Source organism: Rhizobium sp. CB3090 (genome assembly GCF_029714285.1).
Lineage (GTDB): Bacteria > Pseudomonadota > Alphaproteobacteria > Rhizobiales > Rhizobiaceae > Rhizobium.
The window spans coordinates 2,699,118-2,715,140 of sequence record NZ_CP121662.1; the positions used below are offsets into that span (position 1 = coordinate 2,699,118).

Annotated in this window: 10 protein-coding genes; 7 read left to right on the plus strand and 3 right to left on the minus strand. The window is 60.6% G+C overall.

The window, feature by feature from the left end; genetic code table 11:
* Window positions 1-272 precede the first annotated feature (272 nt).
* From QA646_RS13040 to QA646_RS13070, 7 genes are all read left to right on the plus strand, one after another.
* Entirely contained in the window at window positions 273-2,735 is a 2,463-nt protein-coding gene (locus tag QA646_RS13040; RefSeq protein WP_283055859.1) for a glycogen/starch/alpha-glucan phosphorylase, read from the plus strand.
* Window positions 2,732-4,939: a 1,4-alpha-glucan branching protein GlgB gene (gene glgB, locus QA646_RS13045; protein WP_283055860.1), complete on the plus strand. Its 2,208-nt coding sequence runs from the start codon at window positions 2,732-2,734 to the stop codon at window positions 4,937-4,939. The genes QA646_RS13040 and glgB overlap by 4 nt, the downstream gene beginning before the upstream one ends.
* Window positions 4,940-4,965: 26 nt before the next feature.
* Window positions 4,966-6,228, plus strand: a complete 1,263-nt coding sequence (gene glgC, locus QA646_RS13050) for a glucose-1-phosphate adenylyltransferase (RefSeq protein ID WP_283055861.1) — start codon at window positions 4,966-4,968, stop codon at window positions 6,226-6,228.
* Between the two features lie 3 nt (window positions 6,229-6,231).
* Window positions 6,232-7,674: a glycogen synthase GlgA gene (gene glgA / locus QA646_RS13055; protein WP_283055862.1), complete on the plus strand. Its 1,443-nt coding sequence runs from the start codon at window positions 6,232-6,234 to the stop codon at window positions 7,672-7,674.
* Between the two features lie 4 nt (window positions 7,675-7,678).
* Complete coding sequence (locus QA646_RS13060; RefSeq protein WP_283055863.1) at window positions 7,679-9,310, plus strand: alpha-D-glucose phosphate-specific phosphoglucomutase; 1,632 nt, start codon at window positions 7,679-7,681, stop codon at window positions 9,308-9,310.
* 212 nt (window positions 9,311-9,522) lie between these two features.
* Window positions 9,523-11,496, plus strand: a complete 1,974-nt coding sequence (glgX, locus tag QA646_RS13065) for a glycogen debranching protein GlgX (RefSeq protein ID WP_283055864.1) — start codon at window positions 9,523-9,525, stop codon at window positions 11,494-11,496.
* Window positions 11,497-11,564: 68 nt separating this feature from the next.
* On the plus strand, window positions 11,565-12,053 hold the full coding sequence (locus tag QA646_RS13070) for a MaoC family dehydratase (protein WP_283055865.1): 489 nt from the start codon (window positions 11,565-11,567) through the stop codon (window positions 12,051-12,053).
* Between the two features lie 20 nt (window positions 12,054-12,073).
* Here the strand turns inward: QA646_RS13070 and QA646_RS13075 are convergent, their stop codons facing one another.
* Genes QA646_RS13075 through QA646_RS13085 form a run of 3 tightly spaced genes read right to left on the minus strand, consistent with a single transcriptional unit; the run spans window position 12,074 to window position 16,000 of the window.
* A complete protein-coding gene (locus QA646_RS13075) occupies window positions 12,074-12,634 on the minus strand; it encodes a sarcosine oxidase subunit gamma (protein ID WP_283055866.1) in 561 nt (186 codons plus the stop codon).
* Window positions 12,627-15,623, minus strand: coding sequence for a sarcosine oxidase subunit alpha (locus tag QA646_RS13080; protein ID WP_283055867.1), 2,997 nt, complete (start codon window positions 15,621-15,623; stop codon window positions 12,627-12,629). Before QA646_RS13080 ends, QA646_RS13075 begins: the two co-directional genes overlap by 8 nt.
* On the minus strand, window positions 15,620-16,000 hold the full coding sequence (locus QA646_RS13085; protein ID WP_283055868.1) for a sarcosine oxidase subunit delta: 381 nt from the start codon (window positions 15,998-16,000) through the stop codon (window positions 15,620-15,622). Before QA646_RS13085 ends, QA646_RS13080 begins: the two co-directional genes overlap by 4 nt.
* Between the last annotated feature and the right edge of the window lie 23 nt (window positions 16,001-16,023).

A 16,023-nucleotide genomic window follows, 5' to 3' on the forward strand; every position in this document is an offset into this window, starting at 1 on the left:
CATGAATAGATCGTAAAAAACGAAAGCCGCCCCAGAATAACTCGGGGCGGCTTTCGCTTGTTAACTAATCCGGCGATAAGAGCCGGAAAAACAATCGGAATCAAGTCTTTTTAGCGCTTTGAGAGCGTTTGCCCGCTATTTTCGCATCTGCCTAATTCACTTGTTGCAACGCCTTTACATCGGTGCATAAACTGCTAGGTAAAGGCGATGGCAATTTGATTTATCGGGTGTAACACCCTGAATATAAATCACAAATGGCGAGACTTGATAGTATGAATAACTTGACCAAGGTCAATCTCCCCGTCCCGGCCCCCCGCAGTTCCCAGCCGGAAATCCTTGCGGAAGAAATCATCGAGCGCCTGACCTATCGCATCGGCAAGGATGCAAAAGTTGCCAAGCCGCACGATTGGCTGACGGCGACGATCCTTGTCATTCGCGACCGCGTCATCGACAAGTGGATGGAATCGACTCGCAAGGTTTACGAGACCGGTGCCAAGCGCGTCTACTATCTATCCCTGGAATTCCTCATCGGCCGTCTGATGCGCGATGCCGTATCGAACCTTGGGCTGATGGAGGAGATCACCAATGCGCTCTCCTCGCTCGGCGTCGACATCCGCGTCATCGCCGGCCTTGAGCCCGACGCAGCGCTTGGCAACGGCGGCCTTGGCCGTCTCGCCGCCTGCTTCATGGAGTCGATGGCGACGGTAGACGTGCCGGCCTATGGCTACGGCATTCGTTATGTCCACGGCCTCTTCCGCCAGCAGATGGCCGATGGCTGGCAGGTGGAACTGCCGGAAACCTGGCTTGCCCACGGCAATCCCTGGGAATTCGAGCGTCAGGAAAGCGCGTATGAAGTCGGTTTCGGCGGCGCCGTCGAATTCGTCAGCGGCCATGACGACCAGCCGCGTTATGTCTGGAAGCCGGCCGAGCGCGTCATCGCCGCCGCCTTCGATACGCCCGTCGTCGGCTGGCGCGCCAAGCGGGTCAACACGCTGCGCCTCTGGTCGGCACAGCCGATCGACCCGATCCTGCTCGACGCCTTCAATGCCGGCGACCACATCGGCGCGCTCCGTGAAAGCAACAAGGCGGAAAGCCTGACCCGCGTTCTTTATCCGGCCGACGCGACGCCCGCCGGCCAGGAACTGCGTCTGCGCCAGGAATTCTTCTTCTCGTCGGCCTCGCTGCAGGACATCCTGCGCCGCCATCTGCAGCAGTATGACGATCTCACCAATCTCGCCGACAAGGTTGCTATCCAACTGAATGACACCCATCCGGCCGTCTCGGTCGCCGAAATGATGCGCCTTCTGGTCGATGTTCATGGCCTCGAATTCGACACCGCCTGGGATATCACCCGCAACACCTTCGGCTACACCAATCACACGCTTCTCCCGGAAGCGCTGGAAAGCTGGCCGGTGCCGCTGTTCGAGCGGCTGCTGCCCCGCCATATGCAGATCGTTTATGCGATCAATGCCAAGATCCTGGTCGAAGCCCGCAAGGCCCGCAATTTCAGCGACTCGGAAATCCGCTCGATCTCGCTGATCGATGAGAACGGCGACCGCCGCCTGCGCATGGGCAATCTCGCCTTCGTCGGCTCGCACTCGATCAATGGCGTCTCGGCGCTCCATACCGATCTGATGAAGGTCACCGTTTTCGCCGATCTTCACAAACTCTATCCCGACCGCATCAACAACAAGACCAACGGCATCACGCCGCGCCGCTGGCTGATGCAGTGCAATCCCGGCTTGACCGGCCTCATTCGCGAAACCATCGGCGACGAGTTCCTCGACGATGCGGAGAAGTTGAAGCCGCTCGACCAATTCGCCCGCGATAGCGCCTTCCAGGAGAAGTTCGCCGCCGTCAAACGCGCCAATAAGGTGCAGCTTTCCAATCTCGTCGCCAGCCGCATGGGCATCAAGCTCGATCCCGATGCGATGTTCGACATCCAGATCAAGCGCATCCACGAATACAAGCGCCAGCTTCTGAACATCATCGAAGCCATTGCGCTCTATGACCAGATCCGCTCGCACCCGGAACTCGACTGGCAGCCGCGCGTAAAACTCTTCGCCGGCAAGGCGGCGCCGAGCTATCACAACGCCAAGCTGATCATCAAGCTGATCAACGATGTCGCTCGCGTCATCAATCACGACCCTTCGGTGCGCGGCCTGCTGAAGGTCGTCTTCGTACCGAACTACAATGTTTCGCTTGCCGAAGTCATGGTTCCGGCCGCAGACCTCTCCGAGCAGATTTCGACGGCCGGCATGGAAGCATCCGGCACCGGCAACATGAAGTTTGGTCTCAATGGCGCGCTTACCATCGGCACGCTGGACGGCGCCAATGTCGAAATGCGCGACAATGTCGGTGAAGACAACATCGTCATCTTCGGTCTGAAAGCCGATGAGGTCGCCAATCTACGCAGCGACGGCCACAATCCCCGTGCCGTCATCGAACGCTCGCGTGAATTGTCGCAGGCGCTTTCGGCCATCGCATCGGGCGTCTTCTCTCCGGACGACCGCAACCGTTATGCCAGCCTGATCGACGGCATCTACGCCCATGACTGGTTCATGGTCGCAGCCGATTTCGATTCCTATGCCGCCGCCCAGCGCGAGGTCGATGCCCTCTGGGCCAAGCCCTCCGAGTGGTATGCGAAAACAATCAACAACACCGCTCGGATGGGCTGGTTCTCCTCCGATCGGACGATCCGTCAATATGCCAAGGAAATCTGGAGAGCCGGATGAAAAAGCCGAAAAGACCCGCTGACGGCATCGCCTTGAGGGACATTTCGGCAGACGAGATTGCTGCAATTCTCGCAGGCACACACTCCGATCCATTCGCCGTCCTCGGCGTACATCGGACGGATGACGGGTTCATCGCCCGTTGTTTCATTCTCGGCGCAGAAGCCGTCACAGCCACCGCGCTGGACGGCTCCGTCATCGGCGAACTGGATTGTCTCGATCCAGCCGGGTTCTTTTCCGGTAATATCACGGTCACCAAACAACAGCCGGTGCGCTATCGCGCCCGGCGCGGCGATGCCGAATGGGCGGTGACCGATCCCTACAGCTTCGGCCCGGTCCTCGGTCCGATGGACGACTATTTCGTCCGCGAGGGCACGCATCTCCGCCTGTTCGACAAGATGGGCGCACACCCCTTGAAGCACGAAGGCGTCCAGGGCTTTCACTTCGCCGTCTGGGCCCCGAATGCGCAGCGCGTTTCGGTGGTCGGCGATTTCAACGGTTGGGACGGTCGCCGGCATGTCATGCGCTTTCGCTCGGACTCCGGCATCTGGGAAATCTTCGCGCCGGACGTCCCGGCCGGCGTCGCCTACAAGTTCGAAATCCGCGGCCATGACGGCGTGCTCTTGCCGCTGAAGGCAGACCCCTTCGCCCGTCGCAGCGAACTCCGGCCGAAGACCGCCTCGGTCACCGCCAATGAAATGACCCAGGTCTGGGAAGACGCGGCACACCACGAACATTGGGCAAGCGTCGACAAGCGCCGCCAGCCGATCTCGATCTACGAGGTGCATGCCGGCTCCTGGCAGCGCCGCGACGATGGCGCGATGCTCTCCTGGGATGAGCTTGCCTCGCGCCTCATTCCCTATTGCGTCGACATGGGGTTCACCCATATCGAATTCCTGCCGATCACCGAACACCCCTACGATCCGTCCTGGGGCTATCAGACCACCGGCCTCTATGCGCCGACCGCCCGTTTCGGCGAACCGGAAGGCTTGGCACGCTTCGTCAATGGCTGCCACAAGGTCGGCATCGGCGTCATCCTCGATTGGGTGCCGGCGCATTTCCCGACCGACGAACACGGCCTGGGGTGGTTCGACGGCACCGCGCTTTACGAGCATGAAGATCCGCGCAAGGGCTTTCATCCCGACTGGAACACGGCAATCTATAATTTTGGTCGCACCGAAGTTCTCGCCTACCTGCAGAACAACGCGCTCTACTGGGCCGAGAAATTTCATCTCGACGGCGTGCGCGTCGATGCCGTCGCCTCCATGCTCTACCTCGACTATTCCCGCAAGCACGGCGAATGGATCCCGAACGAATACGGCGGCAACGAGAACCTGGAGGCAGTTCGCTTCCTGCAATCGATGAACACCAGGCTCTATGGTTCACACCCGGGCGTGATGACCATCGCCGAGGAATCGACCTCCTGGCCGAAGGTGTCGCAGCCGGTCCATGAAGGCGGCCTCGGCTTCGGCTTCAAGTGGAATATGGGCTTCATGCACGACACGCTGAGCTATCTGGCCCGCGAGCCCGTGCACCGCAGATATCACCACAACGAGCTGACGTTCGGCCTGATCTATGCCTTCTCCGAGAATTTCGTTCTGCCGCTCTCCCATGACGAAGTGGTGCACGGCAAGGGTTCGTTGATCGCCAAGATGGCGGGTGACGACTGGCAGAAATTTGCTAACCTGCGCGCCTACTACGCTTTCATGTGGGGGTATCCCGGCAAAAAGCTGTTGTTCATGGGCCAGGAATTCGCGCAATGGAGCGAGTGGAGCGAAGCCCGGGCGCTGGATTGGAATCTCCTGCAATACCGCATGCACGAGGGCATGCGGCGCCTGGTGCGCGATCTCAACTTCACCTATCGCAGCAAACCGGCATTGCATGCCCGGGACTGCGAAGGCGAAGGTTTCGAATGGTTGATCGTCGATGACTTCGAGAATTCGGTCTTCGCCTGGCTGCGCAAGGCGCCCGGCGAAAAGCCGGTTGCGGTCATCACCAATTTCACACCAGTCTACCGTGAGAATTATACGTTGCGCCTGCCGGCAGAGGGGCGGTGGCGCGAAATACTGAATACCGATGCCGACATTTACGGCGGCAGCGGCAAGGGTAATGGCGGGCGTGTACAGGCTGTCAGTGCAGGCGGGGGCATACAAGCGACGATAACGCTACCTCCACTGGCGACGATCATGCTTGAGCCGGAATTCTGAGATCATCACAGACAGGGAGGACTGAAATGGTAGAAAAACGTATCCAGCCACTGGCCCGCGACGCCATGGCTTACGTTCTTGCCGGTGGCCGGGGCAGCCGCCTGAAGGAGCTGACCGACCGTCGCGCCAAACCTGCCGTCTATTTCGGCGGCAAGGCCCGTATCATCGATTTCGCGCTGTCCAACGCGCTGAACTCTGGTATCCGTCGCATCGGCGTTGCTACTCAATACAAGGCGCACTCCCTCATTCGCCACCTGCAACGCGGCTGGAACTTCCTGCGTCCGGAGCGTAACGAAAGCTTCGACATTCTGCCGGCCAGCCAGCGCGTTTCCGAAACGCAATGGTACGAGGGCACGGCCGACGCGGTCTACCAGAACATCGACATCATCGAGCCCTACGGTCCGGAATATATGGTCATCCTCGCCGGCGACCATATTTACAAGATGGACTATGAATGGATGCTGCAGCAGCACGTCGACTCCGGCGCCGACGTCACCATCGGCTGCCTCGAAGTGCCGCGCATGGAAGCTGTCGGCTTCGGCGTCATGCATGTCGACGAAAAGGATCAGATCATCGCTTTCGTCGAGAAACCATCCGATCCGCCGGGCATTCCCGGCAATCCCGATTTCGCGCTGGCGTCGATGGGCATCTACGTCTTCCACACGAAATTCCTGATCGAGTGCCTGCGCCGCGATGCCGCCGATCCGAATTCCAGCCGCGACTTCGGCAAGGATATCATCCCTTACATCGTCGAGAACGGTAAGGCCGTCGCCCATCGCTTCACGCAATCCTGCGTGCGCTCCGATTTCGAGCGCGAAGCCTATTGGCGCGATGTCGGTACGGTCGACGCCTACTGGCAAGCCAATATCGATTTGACCGCCGTGGTGCCGGAACTCGACATCTACGACAAGTCCTGGCCGATCTGGACCTATGCCGAAATCACGCCGCCGGCCAAGTTCGTCCATGACGATGAGGACCGCCGCGGTTCGGCCGTCTCCTCCGTCGTTGCCGGCGACTGCATCATTTCGGGCGCCAGCCTTTCGAACAGCCTGCTTTTTACCGGCGTGCGCGCCAATTCCTATTCCAAGCTGGAAGGGGCCGTGGTGCTGCCGAGCGTCAAGATCGGCCGCCGCGCCCAGCTAAAGAATGTCGTCATCGACCATGGCGTCACCATTCCGGAAGGCCTGGTGGTCGGTGAGGATCCGGAACTGGACGGCAAGCGCTTCCGCCGTACGGAAAGTGGTATCTGCCTGATCACCCAGACGATGATCGACAAGCTGGATATCTGACATATGAAAGTTCTTTCGGTTTCGTCCGAAGTCTTCCCTTTGATCAAGACAGGGGGCCTGGCCGATGTGGCCGGCGCCTTGCCTATCGCACTCAAACCCTATGGCGTCGAAACGAAGACCCTGATCCCGGGCTATCCTGCGGTTATGAAGGCCATCCGCAATCCGGTGGCCTGCCTCGAGTTTTCCGACCTGCTCGGCGAGCAAGCGACAGTCTTCGAAGCCGAGCACGACGGGATTTCCCTTCTCGTACTCGATGCACCGGCCTACTATAACCGCAGCGGCGGCCCCTATGTCGACGCAACCGGCAAGGACTATCCCGACAACTGGCAGCGCTTCGCTGCCTTGTCGCTCGCCGGCGCGGAAATCGCCGCGGGCCTTCTGCCCAATTGGCGGCCGGATCTAGTGCATGTCCATGACTGGCAATCGGCCATGGTGCCGGTCTACATGCGCTATTATCCGACACCGGAACTGCCGAGCGTACTCACCGTTCACAACATCGCCTTCCAGGGCCAATTCGGCTCCGACATCTTCCCCGACCTGCGCCTGCCTCCGCATGCCTTTTCAATGGAAGGTGTCGAGTATTATGGCGATGTAGGCTACCTGAAAGGCGGTCTTCAGACCGCCCATGCCCTCACCACCGTCAGCCCCTCCTATGCGGAGGAAATCCTGACGCCGGAATTCGGCATGGGCCTCGAAGGTGTCATCGCCAGCCGCGCAAACAGCCTGCACGGAATTGTGAACGGCATCGACGACGGTATCTGGAACCCCGAAACCGATCCGATGATCGCGCAGACCTATGGCGCTGCGACACTGAAGGGCCGCGCCGCGAACCGCAAGCTCGTGGTCGAGCATTTTGGTCTCGACCACGATGACGGTCCGATCTTCTGCGTCGTCAGCCGTCTGACCTGGCAGAAGGGCATGGACCTGCTTGCCCGCATTTCCAGCGATATCGTCCGGATGGGCGGCAAGCTCGCCATCCTCGGAGCGGGTGATGCCGCTCTCGAAGGCGCGCTTTTTTCCGCCGCCGGCCGTCATCGCGGCCGCATCGGCGTTTCCGCCGGCTACAATGAACCGATGTCGCATCTGATGCAGGCCGGCTGCGACGCCATCATCATTCCATCCCGCTTCGAACCCTGTGGCCTCACGCAGCTTTATGGCTTACGCTATGGTTGCCTGCCGATCGTTGCGCGTACGGGTGGCCTCAACGACACCATCATCGATGCCAACCACGCCGCGCTGCAGGCAAAAGTCGCGACCGGCATTCAGTTTTCGCCCATCACTGCCGAAGGGCTGCTGCAGGCCGTGCGCCGCGCCATGCACCTTTTCCAGGATCGAAAGGTCTGGACGCAGATGCAAAAGCAGGGCATGAAATCCGACGTATCCTGGGGCAAGAGCGCAGAACGCTATGCAGCCCTCTACTCCAGCCTTGTCTCGAGAGGCGCTTAACCAGATGATTAAAACCATTCCCACCCAACCCTATGCGGATCAGAAGCCTGGTACATCAGGCCTCCGGAAGAAAGTTCCCGTATTTCAACAACCGAACTACGCCGAGAACTTCATCCAGTCGATTTTCGATTCGTTGGAAGGCTATCAGGGCAAATGCCTGGTCATCGGCGGCGATGGCCGCTTCTACAATCGCGAAGTCATCCAGAAGGCCATCAAGATGGCCGCCGCCAATGGCTTCGGCAAAGTGATGGTCGGCAAGGGCGGCATTCTCTCGACGCCCGCCGCATCGAACATCATCCGCAAATACAAGGCCTTCGGCGGCATCGTGCTGTCGGCAAGCCACAATCCCGGCGGCCCGACCGAAGATTTCGGCATCAAGTACAATATCGGCAATGGCGGGCCGGCGCCGGAAAAGATCACCGATGCGATCTATGAGCGCACCAAGGTCATCGAAAGCTACAAGATCGCCGATTTCGCCGACATCAATCTCGATCGCATCGGCCGCGAAGACGTTGGCGGCATGATCGTCTCGGTCATCGACCCGGTCGAAGACTATGCCGCGCTGATGGAAGAGCTGTTCGATTTCGGCGCCATCCGCAATCTCATCAGCCTCGGCTTCCGCCTCTGCTTCGACGCAATGAGCGCAGTCACCGGCCCCTATGCCAAGGAAATCTTCGAAATCCGTCTCGGCGCGCCGGGCGGTTCGGTCCGCAATTTCCTGCCGCTGCCGGATTTCGGCGGCCATCACCCCGATCCGAATCTCGTCTATTGCAAAGAGCTCTATGACGAGATGATGAGCGGCGATGATGCACCCGATTTCGGTGCGGCATCCGATGGCGACGGCGACCGCAACCTGATTATCGGCAAAGGCATCTACGTCACCCCGTCGGACAGTCTGGCGATCCTCGCCGCCAACGCCAATCTGGCGCCTGGCTATTCGCATGGTATCGCCGGCATCGCCCGCTCCATGCCTACCAGCGGTGCCGCCGACCGCGTCGCAGAAAAGCGCGGCATCGGCATCTACGAGACGCCGACCGGCTGGAAATTCTTCGGCAATCTGCTCGATGCCGGCATGGCGACGATCTGCGGCGAGGAAAGCTCCGGTACCGGTTCCAACCATGTCCGCGAAAAGGACGGTCTCTGGGCCGTGCTGCTCTGGCTCAACATCCTCGCAGTGCGCGGCGAAAGTGTTGTCGATATCGTCACCCAGCATTGGGCGACCTACGGCCGCAACTATTATTCGCGCCATGACTACGAAGGCGTCGATACCGATGCTGCCAACGGCCTGATCGACGCTCTGCGCGAAAAGCTGCCGACCCTGCCGGGCACGAAGCTGGGTGATCTCACTGTTTCCGCCGCCGACGACTTTGCCTATCACGATCCGGTCGACAAATCGGTCAGCCAGCATCAGGGCATCCGCATCCTCTTCGAGGGCGGCTCCCGCGTCGTCTTCCGCCTGTCCGGCACTGGCACGACGGGCGCGACCTTGCGCGTCTACATCGAGCGCTACGAGCCCGACCCCGCTCGCCACAATATCGAGACCCAGGAAGCGCTCGCCGACATCATCGCCGCCGCACAGTCGCTCGCCGACATCAAGGGGCGTACCGGTCGCGACGCGCCGACAGTGATTACCTGACGGTAACTTCTGCGGAGTCCCCTCACCCTACCCTCTCCCCCGAGGGGAGAGGGGGATCGTGCCATAAGCACCTTCTCCCCTCGGGGGGAAGGTGGATTTCGGTGGTTGAGCAGAGCGAAAACGCCGAAAGACGGATGAAGGGTTATCCGAGCGCGACGGTAAATTATATCACCCTCGTCGTCCAACGCCCGAAAATGGAAAGCCCGCGAGACATGTCCGAGCCGACAACCCGCCGCCTTGGCGCAACACTCACCGACTCGGGCGTCGAATTTACCGTCGCGTCCAAACATGCCGAACGGATAGAACTTTGCCTCTTTGATACCGAAGGTCAAAGGGAGATCGCACGTCTGCCGCTCACTCGCGACGGCGACATGCATCGTCTTTTTGTGAAGGACGCCAAGGAAGGCACGCGCTACGGTTTTCGCGCCTATGGTTCATACGATCCGGGTCAGGGTCTGTGGTTCGATCCATCGAAGTTGCTTGTCGATCCCTATGCCAAGGAAATCGATCGGCCGTTTCACTACCATCCACGCCTGGGCATGTTCGGCGAGGACACACAGGATTTGATGCCGAAGGCGATCGTCTCCCGCGACATAGCGATGAAGCCAGCCAAACCATTGTTCAAGCCGGGCGGTCTGATCTACGAAATCGCCGTCAAGCCTTTCACCATGCTGCATCCGGATGTGCCGGCAGAAAAGCGCGGCACGCTGGCCGCCCTCGCCCATCCCGCTGTCATCGCCCATCTCAAGCGGCTGCATGTCGATGCCGTCGAGCTGATGCCGATCACCGCATGGATCGACGAACGGCACCTGCCGCCGCTCGGCCTCACCAACGGCTGGGGCTATAATCCCGTCGCCTTCATGGCGCTCGACCCCCGTCTAGCACCCGGGGGTGTCAAGGAATTGCGCGAGACGGTGGCAGCGCTGCATGCGGAGGGCATCGGCGTCATCCTCGATCTCGTCTTCAATCACACCGGCGAGAGCGACCGCTATGGCTCGACGCTGTCATTGCGTGGCCTCGACAATCCCGTGTATTTCCACCATGACCCGAACCAGCCGGGTATGCTGATCAACGACACCGGCACAGGCAATACGGTTGCCTGCGATCAGCCGGCGACACGCCAGCTCATCATCGACAGCCTGCGCCATTTCGTGCTCCATGCCGGCATCGACGGCTTTCGTTTCGATCTGGCCACCGTGCTCGGCCGCACCGCCAAGGGTTTCGACCCAGAAAGCCTCACGCTGCGCTCCCTCTTTGCCGATGAGGTCCTTCAGGATCGCATCATGATTGCCGAACCTTGGGATATCGGCCCCGGCGGCTACCAGCTCGGCAATTTTCCGGCGCCCTTCCTCGAATGGAACGATCGCGCCCGCGACGATCTGCGCTGCTTCTGGCGCGGCGACGACAACAAGATCGGCGACATCGCCACCATCCTCGCCGGCTCTTCCTCCCTTTTCGGCCGCGACGGCCGCACCCAGACCCGCAGCGTCAATTTCCTCGCCGCCCATGACGGCTTCACATTGATGGATATCGTCTCCTACACTCACAAGCACAATGAGGCGAACGGCGAAAACAACCGCGACGGCCACAACGAAAACTACTCGTGGAACAACGGCGTCGAGGGCAAAACGGACGACCCGGTCATCCTCGGCAAACGCCGCACCGACATCGAAGCCCTGTTGTCGACGCTGTTTGCCACGCGCGGCACGATCATGCTGACCGCCGGCGACGAAGGCGGGCGCACCCAGCGCGGCAACAACAATGCCTATTGCCAGGACAACGATATTACCTGGATGGACTGGGCGACGCTGGACGAAGAGCTGATTGGTCATACCGCCTGGCTCGCAAGCCTCCGCCGCCGCTTTACCGCCTTCAGCGATATGGAATTTTTCAACGGCAAAGGCGATGTCCTCTGGTTCTCGGACAAGGGAACCGCGATGACGGTACCCGATTGGGAGACGCCGGATGCCCGCCTGCTCGGCATGGCGATCGGAACAGAGGATCGCGATTGCGGCAAGAAGACCCGTCTCGCCGTGCTACTGAACCGCGCGAACGAGGAACAACATGTCAAGTTGCCGGCCTCAGGCAAGGCCGGCTGGTCGCTGCTGAATCCGAAGGAAACGGCAACGATTCAAGATGAGATCGCCATGCCGGCGCGTTCGGTCTGCTTCCTCATCGAAAACTGAGCCCGTTGACTTTCCGGCTTTATTCGCCAGAAAGATCGCAAGAAGCAGCAAAGCCTGACGAGGATGAAATGCCCGGCGATATTTCGCTTGTTGAGATCATGAAGCTGGTCGGAACCGAGATCGGCGTTTCCGACTGGATCACGGTCGACCAGACGATGATCGACACTTTTGCCGACGCGACGCTCGACCATCAGTTCATCCATGTCGATCCCGAGCGCGCTAAAGCCGAAACGCCCTATGGCGGCACCATCGCCCACGGCTTCCTGACGCTCTCGCTGCTCTCGGCGATGAACTACAGTGGCCTGCCGAAGATCCGCGAGCAAACGATGGGCATCAATTACGGCTTCGAGCAGATCCGCTTCATGTCGCCGGTCAAGTGCGGCGCACGGGTGCGCGGCCGCTTCAAGCTCGCCGAAACGCGACTGCGTGGCGCCAGCATGCTGATGCTGACGTACGACGTGACTGTAGAGATTGAAAATGAGCGCAAACCTGCGCTCACTGCGACGTGGACGACCATTTCACAGTTCGATCCGATGGATCGGCCGGAAGAGGCGTGAGGCTTCTTTTCCACCTCTCCTCAAGAGGAGAAGGTATTTTGCGCATCCTCCGCACCCTCGGCCAACAGCCCGAAGGCATAGTCGGAGAAGGAGCGCCAGACTTCGACGCGGAACGTCTCATCGTCGAGGCGCAGCAGCACGACTTCCGCCTTGCCAAACAGGGTGCGCGAGCAGGCCCCAACCGGGAAAACCTGCAGCGACAGATCCTGCGGGCAACCGGCGGCGAGGGTTGCTTCCGCGCCCGGGCCGGAAACGATGATCGCGGTGTTTCGATGAGAGACATCGGCAGCCGAATGCAGCACGCCGGCGGAAGCGGCAAGGCGGACAAGGTCCGTGCCGTTCTCGTCGATGACCAGCCATTCGTCAGGACCCAGCCACAAAGCATAGCGGCTATCGCTGCGGGCCGATGTTTTCGGCCGGCGCGGCAGGCTGAGACCGAGCGCGGAAGAAAGACCATCGAGCGATTCTGCCGGTGCACGCAGCGAAATGCGGCTTGCGGGCACGGCCGGCGTCAGCCGGACCGAGGCGGAGCCGCCGTGGCGGCCGGCGAGCGGCAGTTTACGGGTCGCGATATCAGCCATTGATCCGGCCTCCTTCCTTGTCAAAGAACACCAGATCCGTCACCTCGACGGCGATCGTCTTATCGGGCATCGGGACGTAAAGCGTCTTGCCCATGCGCTCACGGCCGCCGGCAACCAGTGCGAAGGCAATCGAGCGGCCAAGATTTTCCGACCAATAGGCCGAAGTGACGTGACCGAGCATGGTCATCGGCTTCGGCTCATTCGGATCGGCGACGATCTGAGCGCCCTCCTCCAGCACCACCTTCGGATCGCGAGTGACGAGACCGACGAGCTGCTTGCGCCCTTCCTTGACAAGATCGATCCGCTTCAGGCCACGAATGCCGACAAAGTCCGCCTTCTTCTTCGAGACGGCCCAGGAAAGTCCAGCATCATCGGGCGTTACCGTACCGTCGGTGTCCTGGCCGACAATGATGTAGCCCTTTTCAGCGCGTAGCACGTGCATGGTCTCGGTGCCGTAAGCACAAGCGCCCAACGGTTCTGCACGCGCCCATACGGCTTCAAGGACCGACTGCCCATAATCGGCCGGCACGTTGATTTCGTAGCCGACTTCGCCGGTGAAGGAGACGCGGAATAGCCGTGCCGGCACACCGCAGACCTTGCACTCGGCCACGCTCATATGCGGGAAGGCCTCATTGGAAAGATCCTGCCCCTCGACCAGCGGTTCGACGATTTCGCGCGCCTTCGGCCCCTGTATGGCGATAACAGCCCATTGCTCGGTGGTGGACGTCAGCCATACCTTCAGATGCGGAAATTCCGTCTGCAGATAGTCTTCCATGTGTTGCAACACGCGCGGCGCACCGCCGGTCGTGGTGGTCACATGGAACCGGTCTTCCGCCAGACGCCCGACGACGCCGTCATCATAAACGAAGCCGTCTTCACGAGTCATGATGCCGTAGCGGCAGCGACCTGGCTTCAGCGTGTCCCAGGCATTCGTATAGAGGAGGTTCAGGAACTGAGCCGCATCCGGCCCAACCACCTCGATCTTGCCGAGTGTCGAGGCGTCGAACACGCCTGCCACTTCACGCGCCGTTTTGCATTCGCGATCGACGGCCTGATGCATTGTCTCGCCGGGGCGCGGGTAGAACCAGGCGCGCTTCCAGTTTCCGACATCCTCGAATATGGCGCCATGCGCCTCTTCCCAAGCATGCATCGGCGTCTTGCGGGCGGGGTCGAAGAGCGAACCGCGCGAATGGCTGATCAGCGTACCGTAGGTCACCGGCGTATAGGGCGCACGGAAGGTCGTAAGACCGACCTTTGGGATATCCTTGCCGAGCATTTCCGCGGCGATCGCCAGGCCATGCATGTTGGAGAGCTTGCCCTGATCGGACGCCATGCCGTTGGTGGTGAAACGCTTGATATGCTCGATCGAATGCATGCCCTCGCGCACAGCGAGACGGATGTCCTTGGCGCAGACATCATGCTGGAAATCGACGAAAGCCTTGGCATTGGTATCAGGTCCCGCACCCTCGGCTGCGCCGATCATGCCGCCGGTCCATTCGAAGGCCTGTTCGGCGTGCAGTTGGATCTTGCTGCCCCCGCCGCTCGCGCCCGCAGCCCGCGCCATCAATTCACCGGCGGCAAGCGATTCCTCGATAGCCGCCTGCAGCCCGTCCGTGCCATTGCAAGCACCGACGGAGAGACAATCCTGAACATAGGTGCCCGGCAGGAAGCGTTGCTTCTCAGTGTCGAATTTCAGTTTGCCGCGCGACTGCGAGAACAGATGTACGGAGGGCGTCCAGCCCGCGGAAACGAGCAGCGCATCGATTGCGATCTTGCGCGAGCCCCTGCTGCCATTGCGCGCCACCGTCATGGAGGCGACGCGGAGCTTGCCGGAGGTGTCGATAACGGCATAGTCAGTCAGTACCTCGATACCGAGCCGCTTCGCCTCGGCAAGCACGGCCTCGCCCGGATGCGCGCGGCTGTCGACGATCGCAGCGACAGAGACGCCGGCGCGCTTAAGGTCGAAGGCAGCTTCGTAGGCCGAGTCATGCGCCGTGTAGACGCCGATCCTGGCGCCGACGGTAACACCGTAATGATTGAGATAGGTGCGCGCCGCGGATGCCAGCATGATGCCCGGGCGGTCGTTGTTCGGGAACACCATATGCCGCTCGATCGCACCCGTCGCCATGATGACGCGCTTGGCGCGGACCTGCCATAGGCGCTCGCGCGGCAGATTGCGGCCCGGCCTTGCGAGATGATCGGTGACACGTTCGGCAAGGCCGATGAAATTGTGATTGTAATAGCCGAAAGCCGTCGTGCGGGTCAGTACTTCCACATTGTCCATCGACTGGAGCTTGGCGACGATATCCTGAGCCCAGACATAGCCTTCGACGCCGTCGATCTTGACGCTGGCGTCAAAGCGCAGCGAACCGCCCGCTTCCGCCTGTTCGTCGCAGAGGATGACCTTGGCGCCGGCCTCTGCTGCTGCAAGTGCTGCCGAAAGACCGGCAATGCCGGCCCCGACCACCAGCACGTCGCAATGGGCATAACGGCTGGCATAATGATCCGGATCTTCCTCCGTCGGCGCAACGCCAAGACCGGCGGCACGGCGAATAAAGGGCTCGTAAATGTGTTTCCAGGCCGCCTTCGGCCACATGAAGGTCTTGTAGTAGAACCCCGCGGCGAAGAAGGGCGACATGAGATTGTTGACGCCGCCGATATCGAAGGCGAGAGACGGCCAGCGATTCTGCGACTGCACCTTCATGCCGTCGAAGACTTCCTGGACGCTGGCGCGCACGTTTGGCTGGCGGCGGGCCGAATCGCGGGAGATGTCAAGCAACGCATTGGGCTCTTCCGCACCGGCAGACAGGATGCCGCGCGGACGATGATACTTGAACGAGCGGCCGACGAGATGAATGCCATTGGCAAGCAGCGCCGAGGCGACGGTATCGCCCTCGAGCGCCGTATAGCTTTTGCCGTCAAAGGTGAAGCGGGCGGTTCTGGCCGGCGTCAGACGGCCCTTGCCCGCAATACGGTTGGCGCCGCTCATTTCGCAAATCCCTCTTCTTGTGGTGCTTGTTCTTGTACCGTTTGTTCTTGCAGATTGTGGTCTTGCGCCACCGGCTCAGGGGCTGCGGGCAGCAGCGTCGAAATATCCGGCTTCGGCTCGCCGGCCTTGTAAGTGAGGTAGAAACGGTCGCTGACCGTATCGCGCGCCGCATTGAAGAAGCGGCCGCAGCCATGAATATGCCGCCAGCGCTCGAAGATCAGACCCTTCGGATTGTCGCGCAGGAAGAAATATTCCTCGAACTCTTCATCCGATATCCCGGCAATATTGGCCGGCCGCACGATATGCGCATCGCCGGCGTTGCGGAATTCGAGTTCCGAACGCTCTTCCTCGCAATAGGGGCAGTAAATCAGCAGCATCGTTTTCTACCTAATATTAAAGC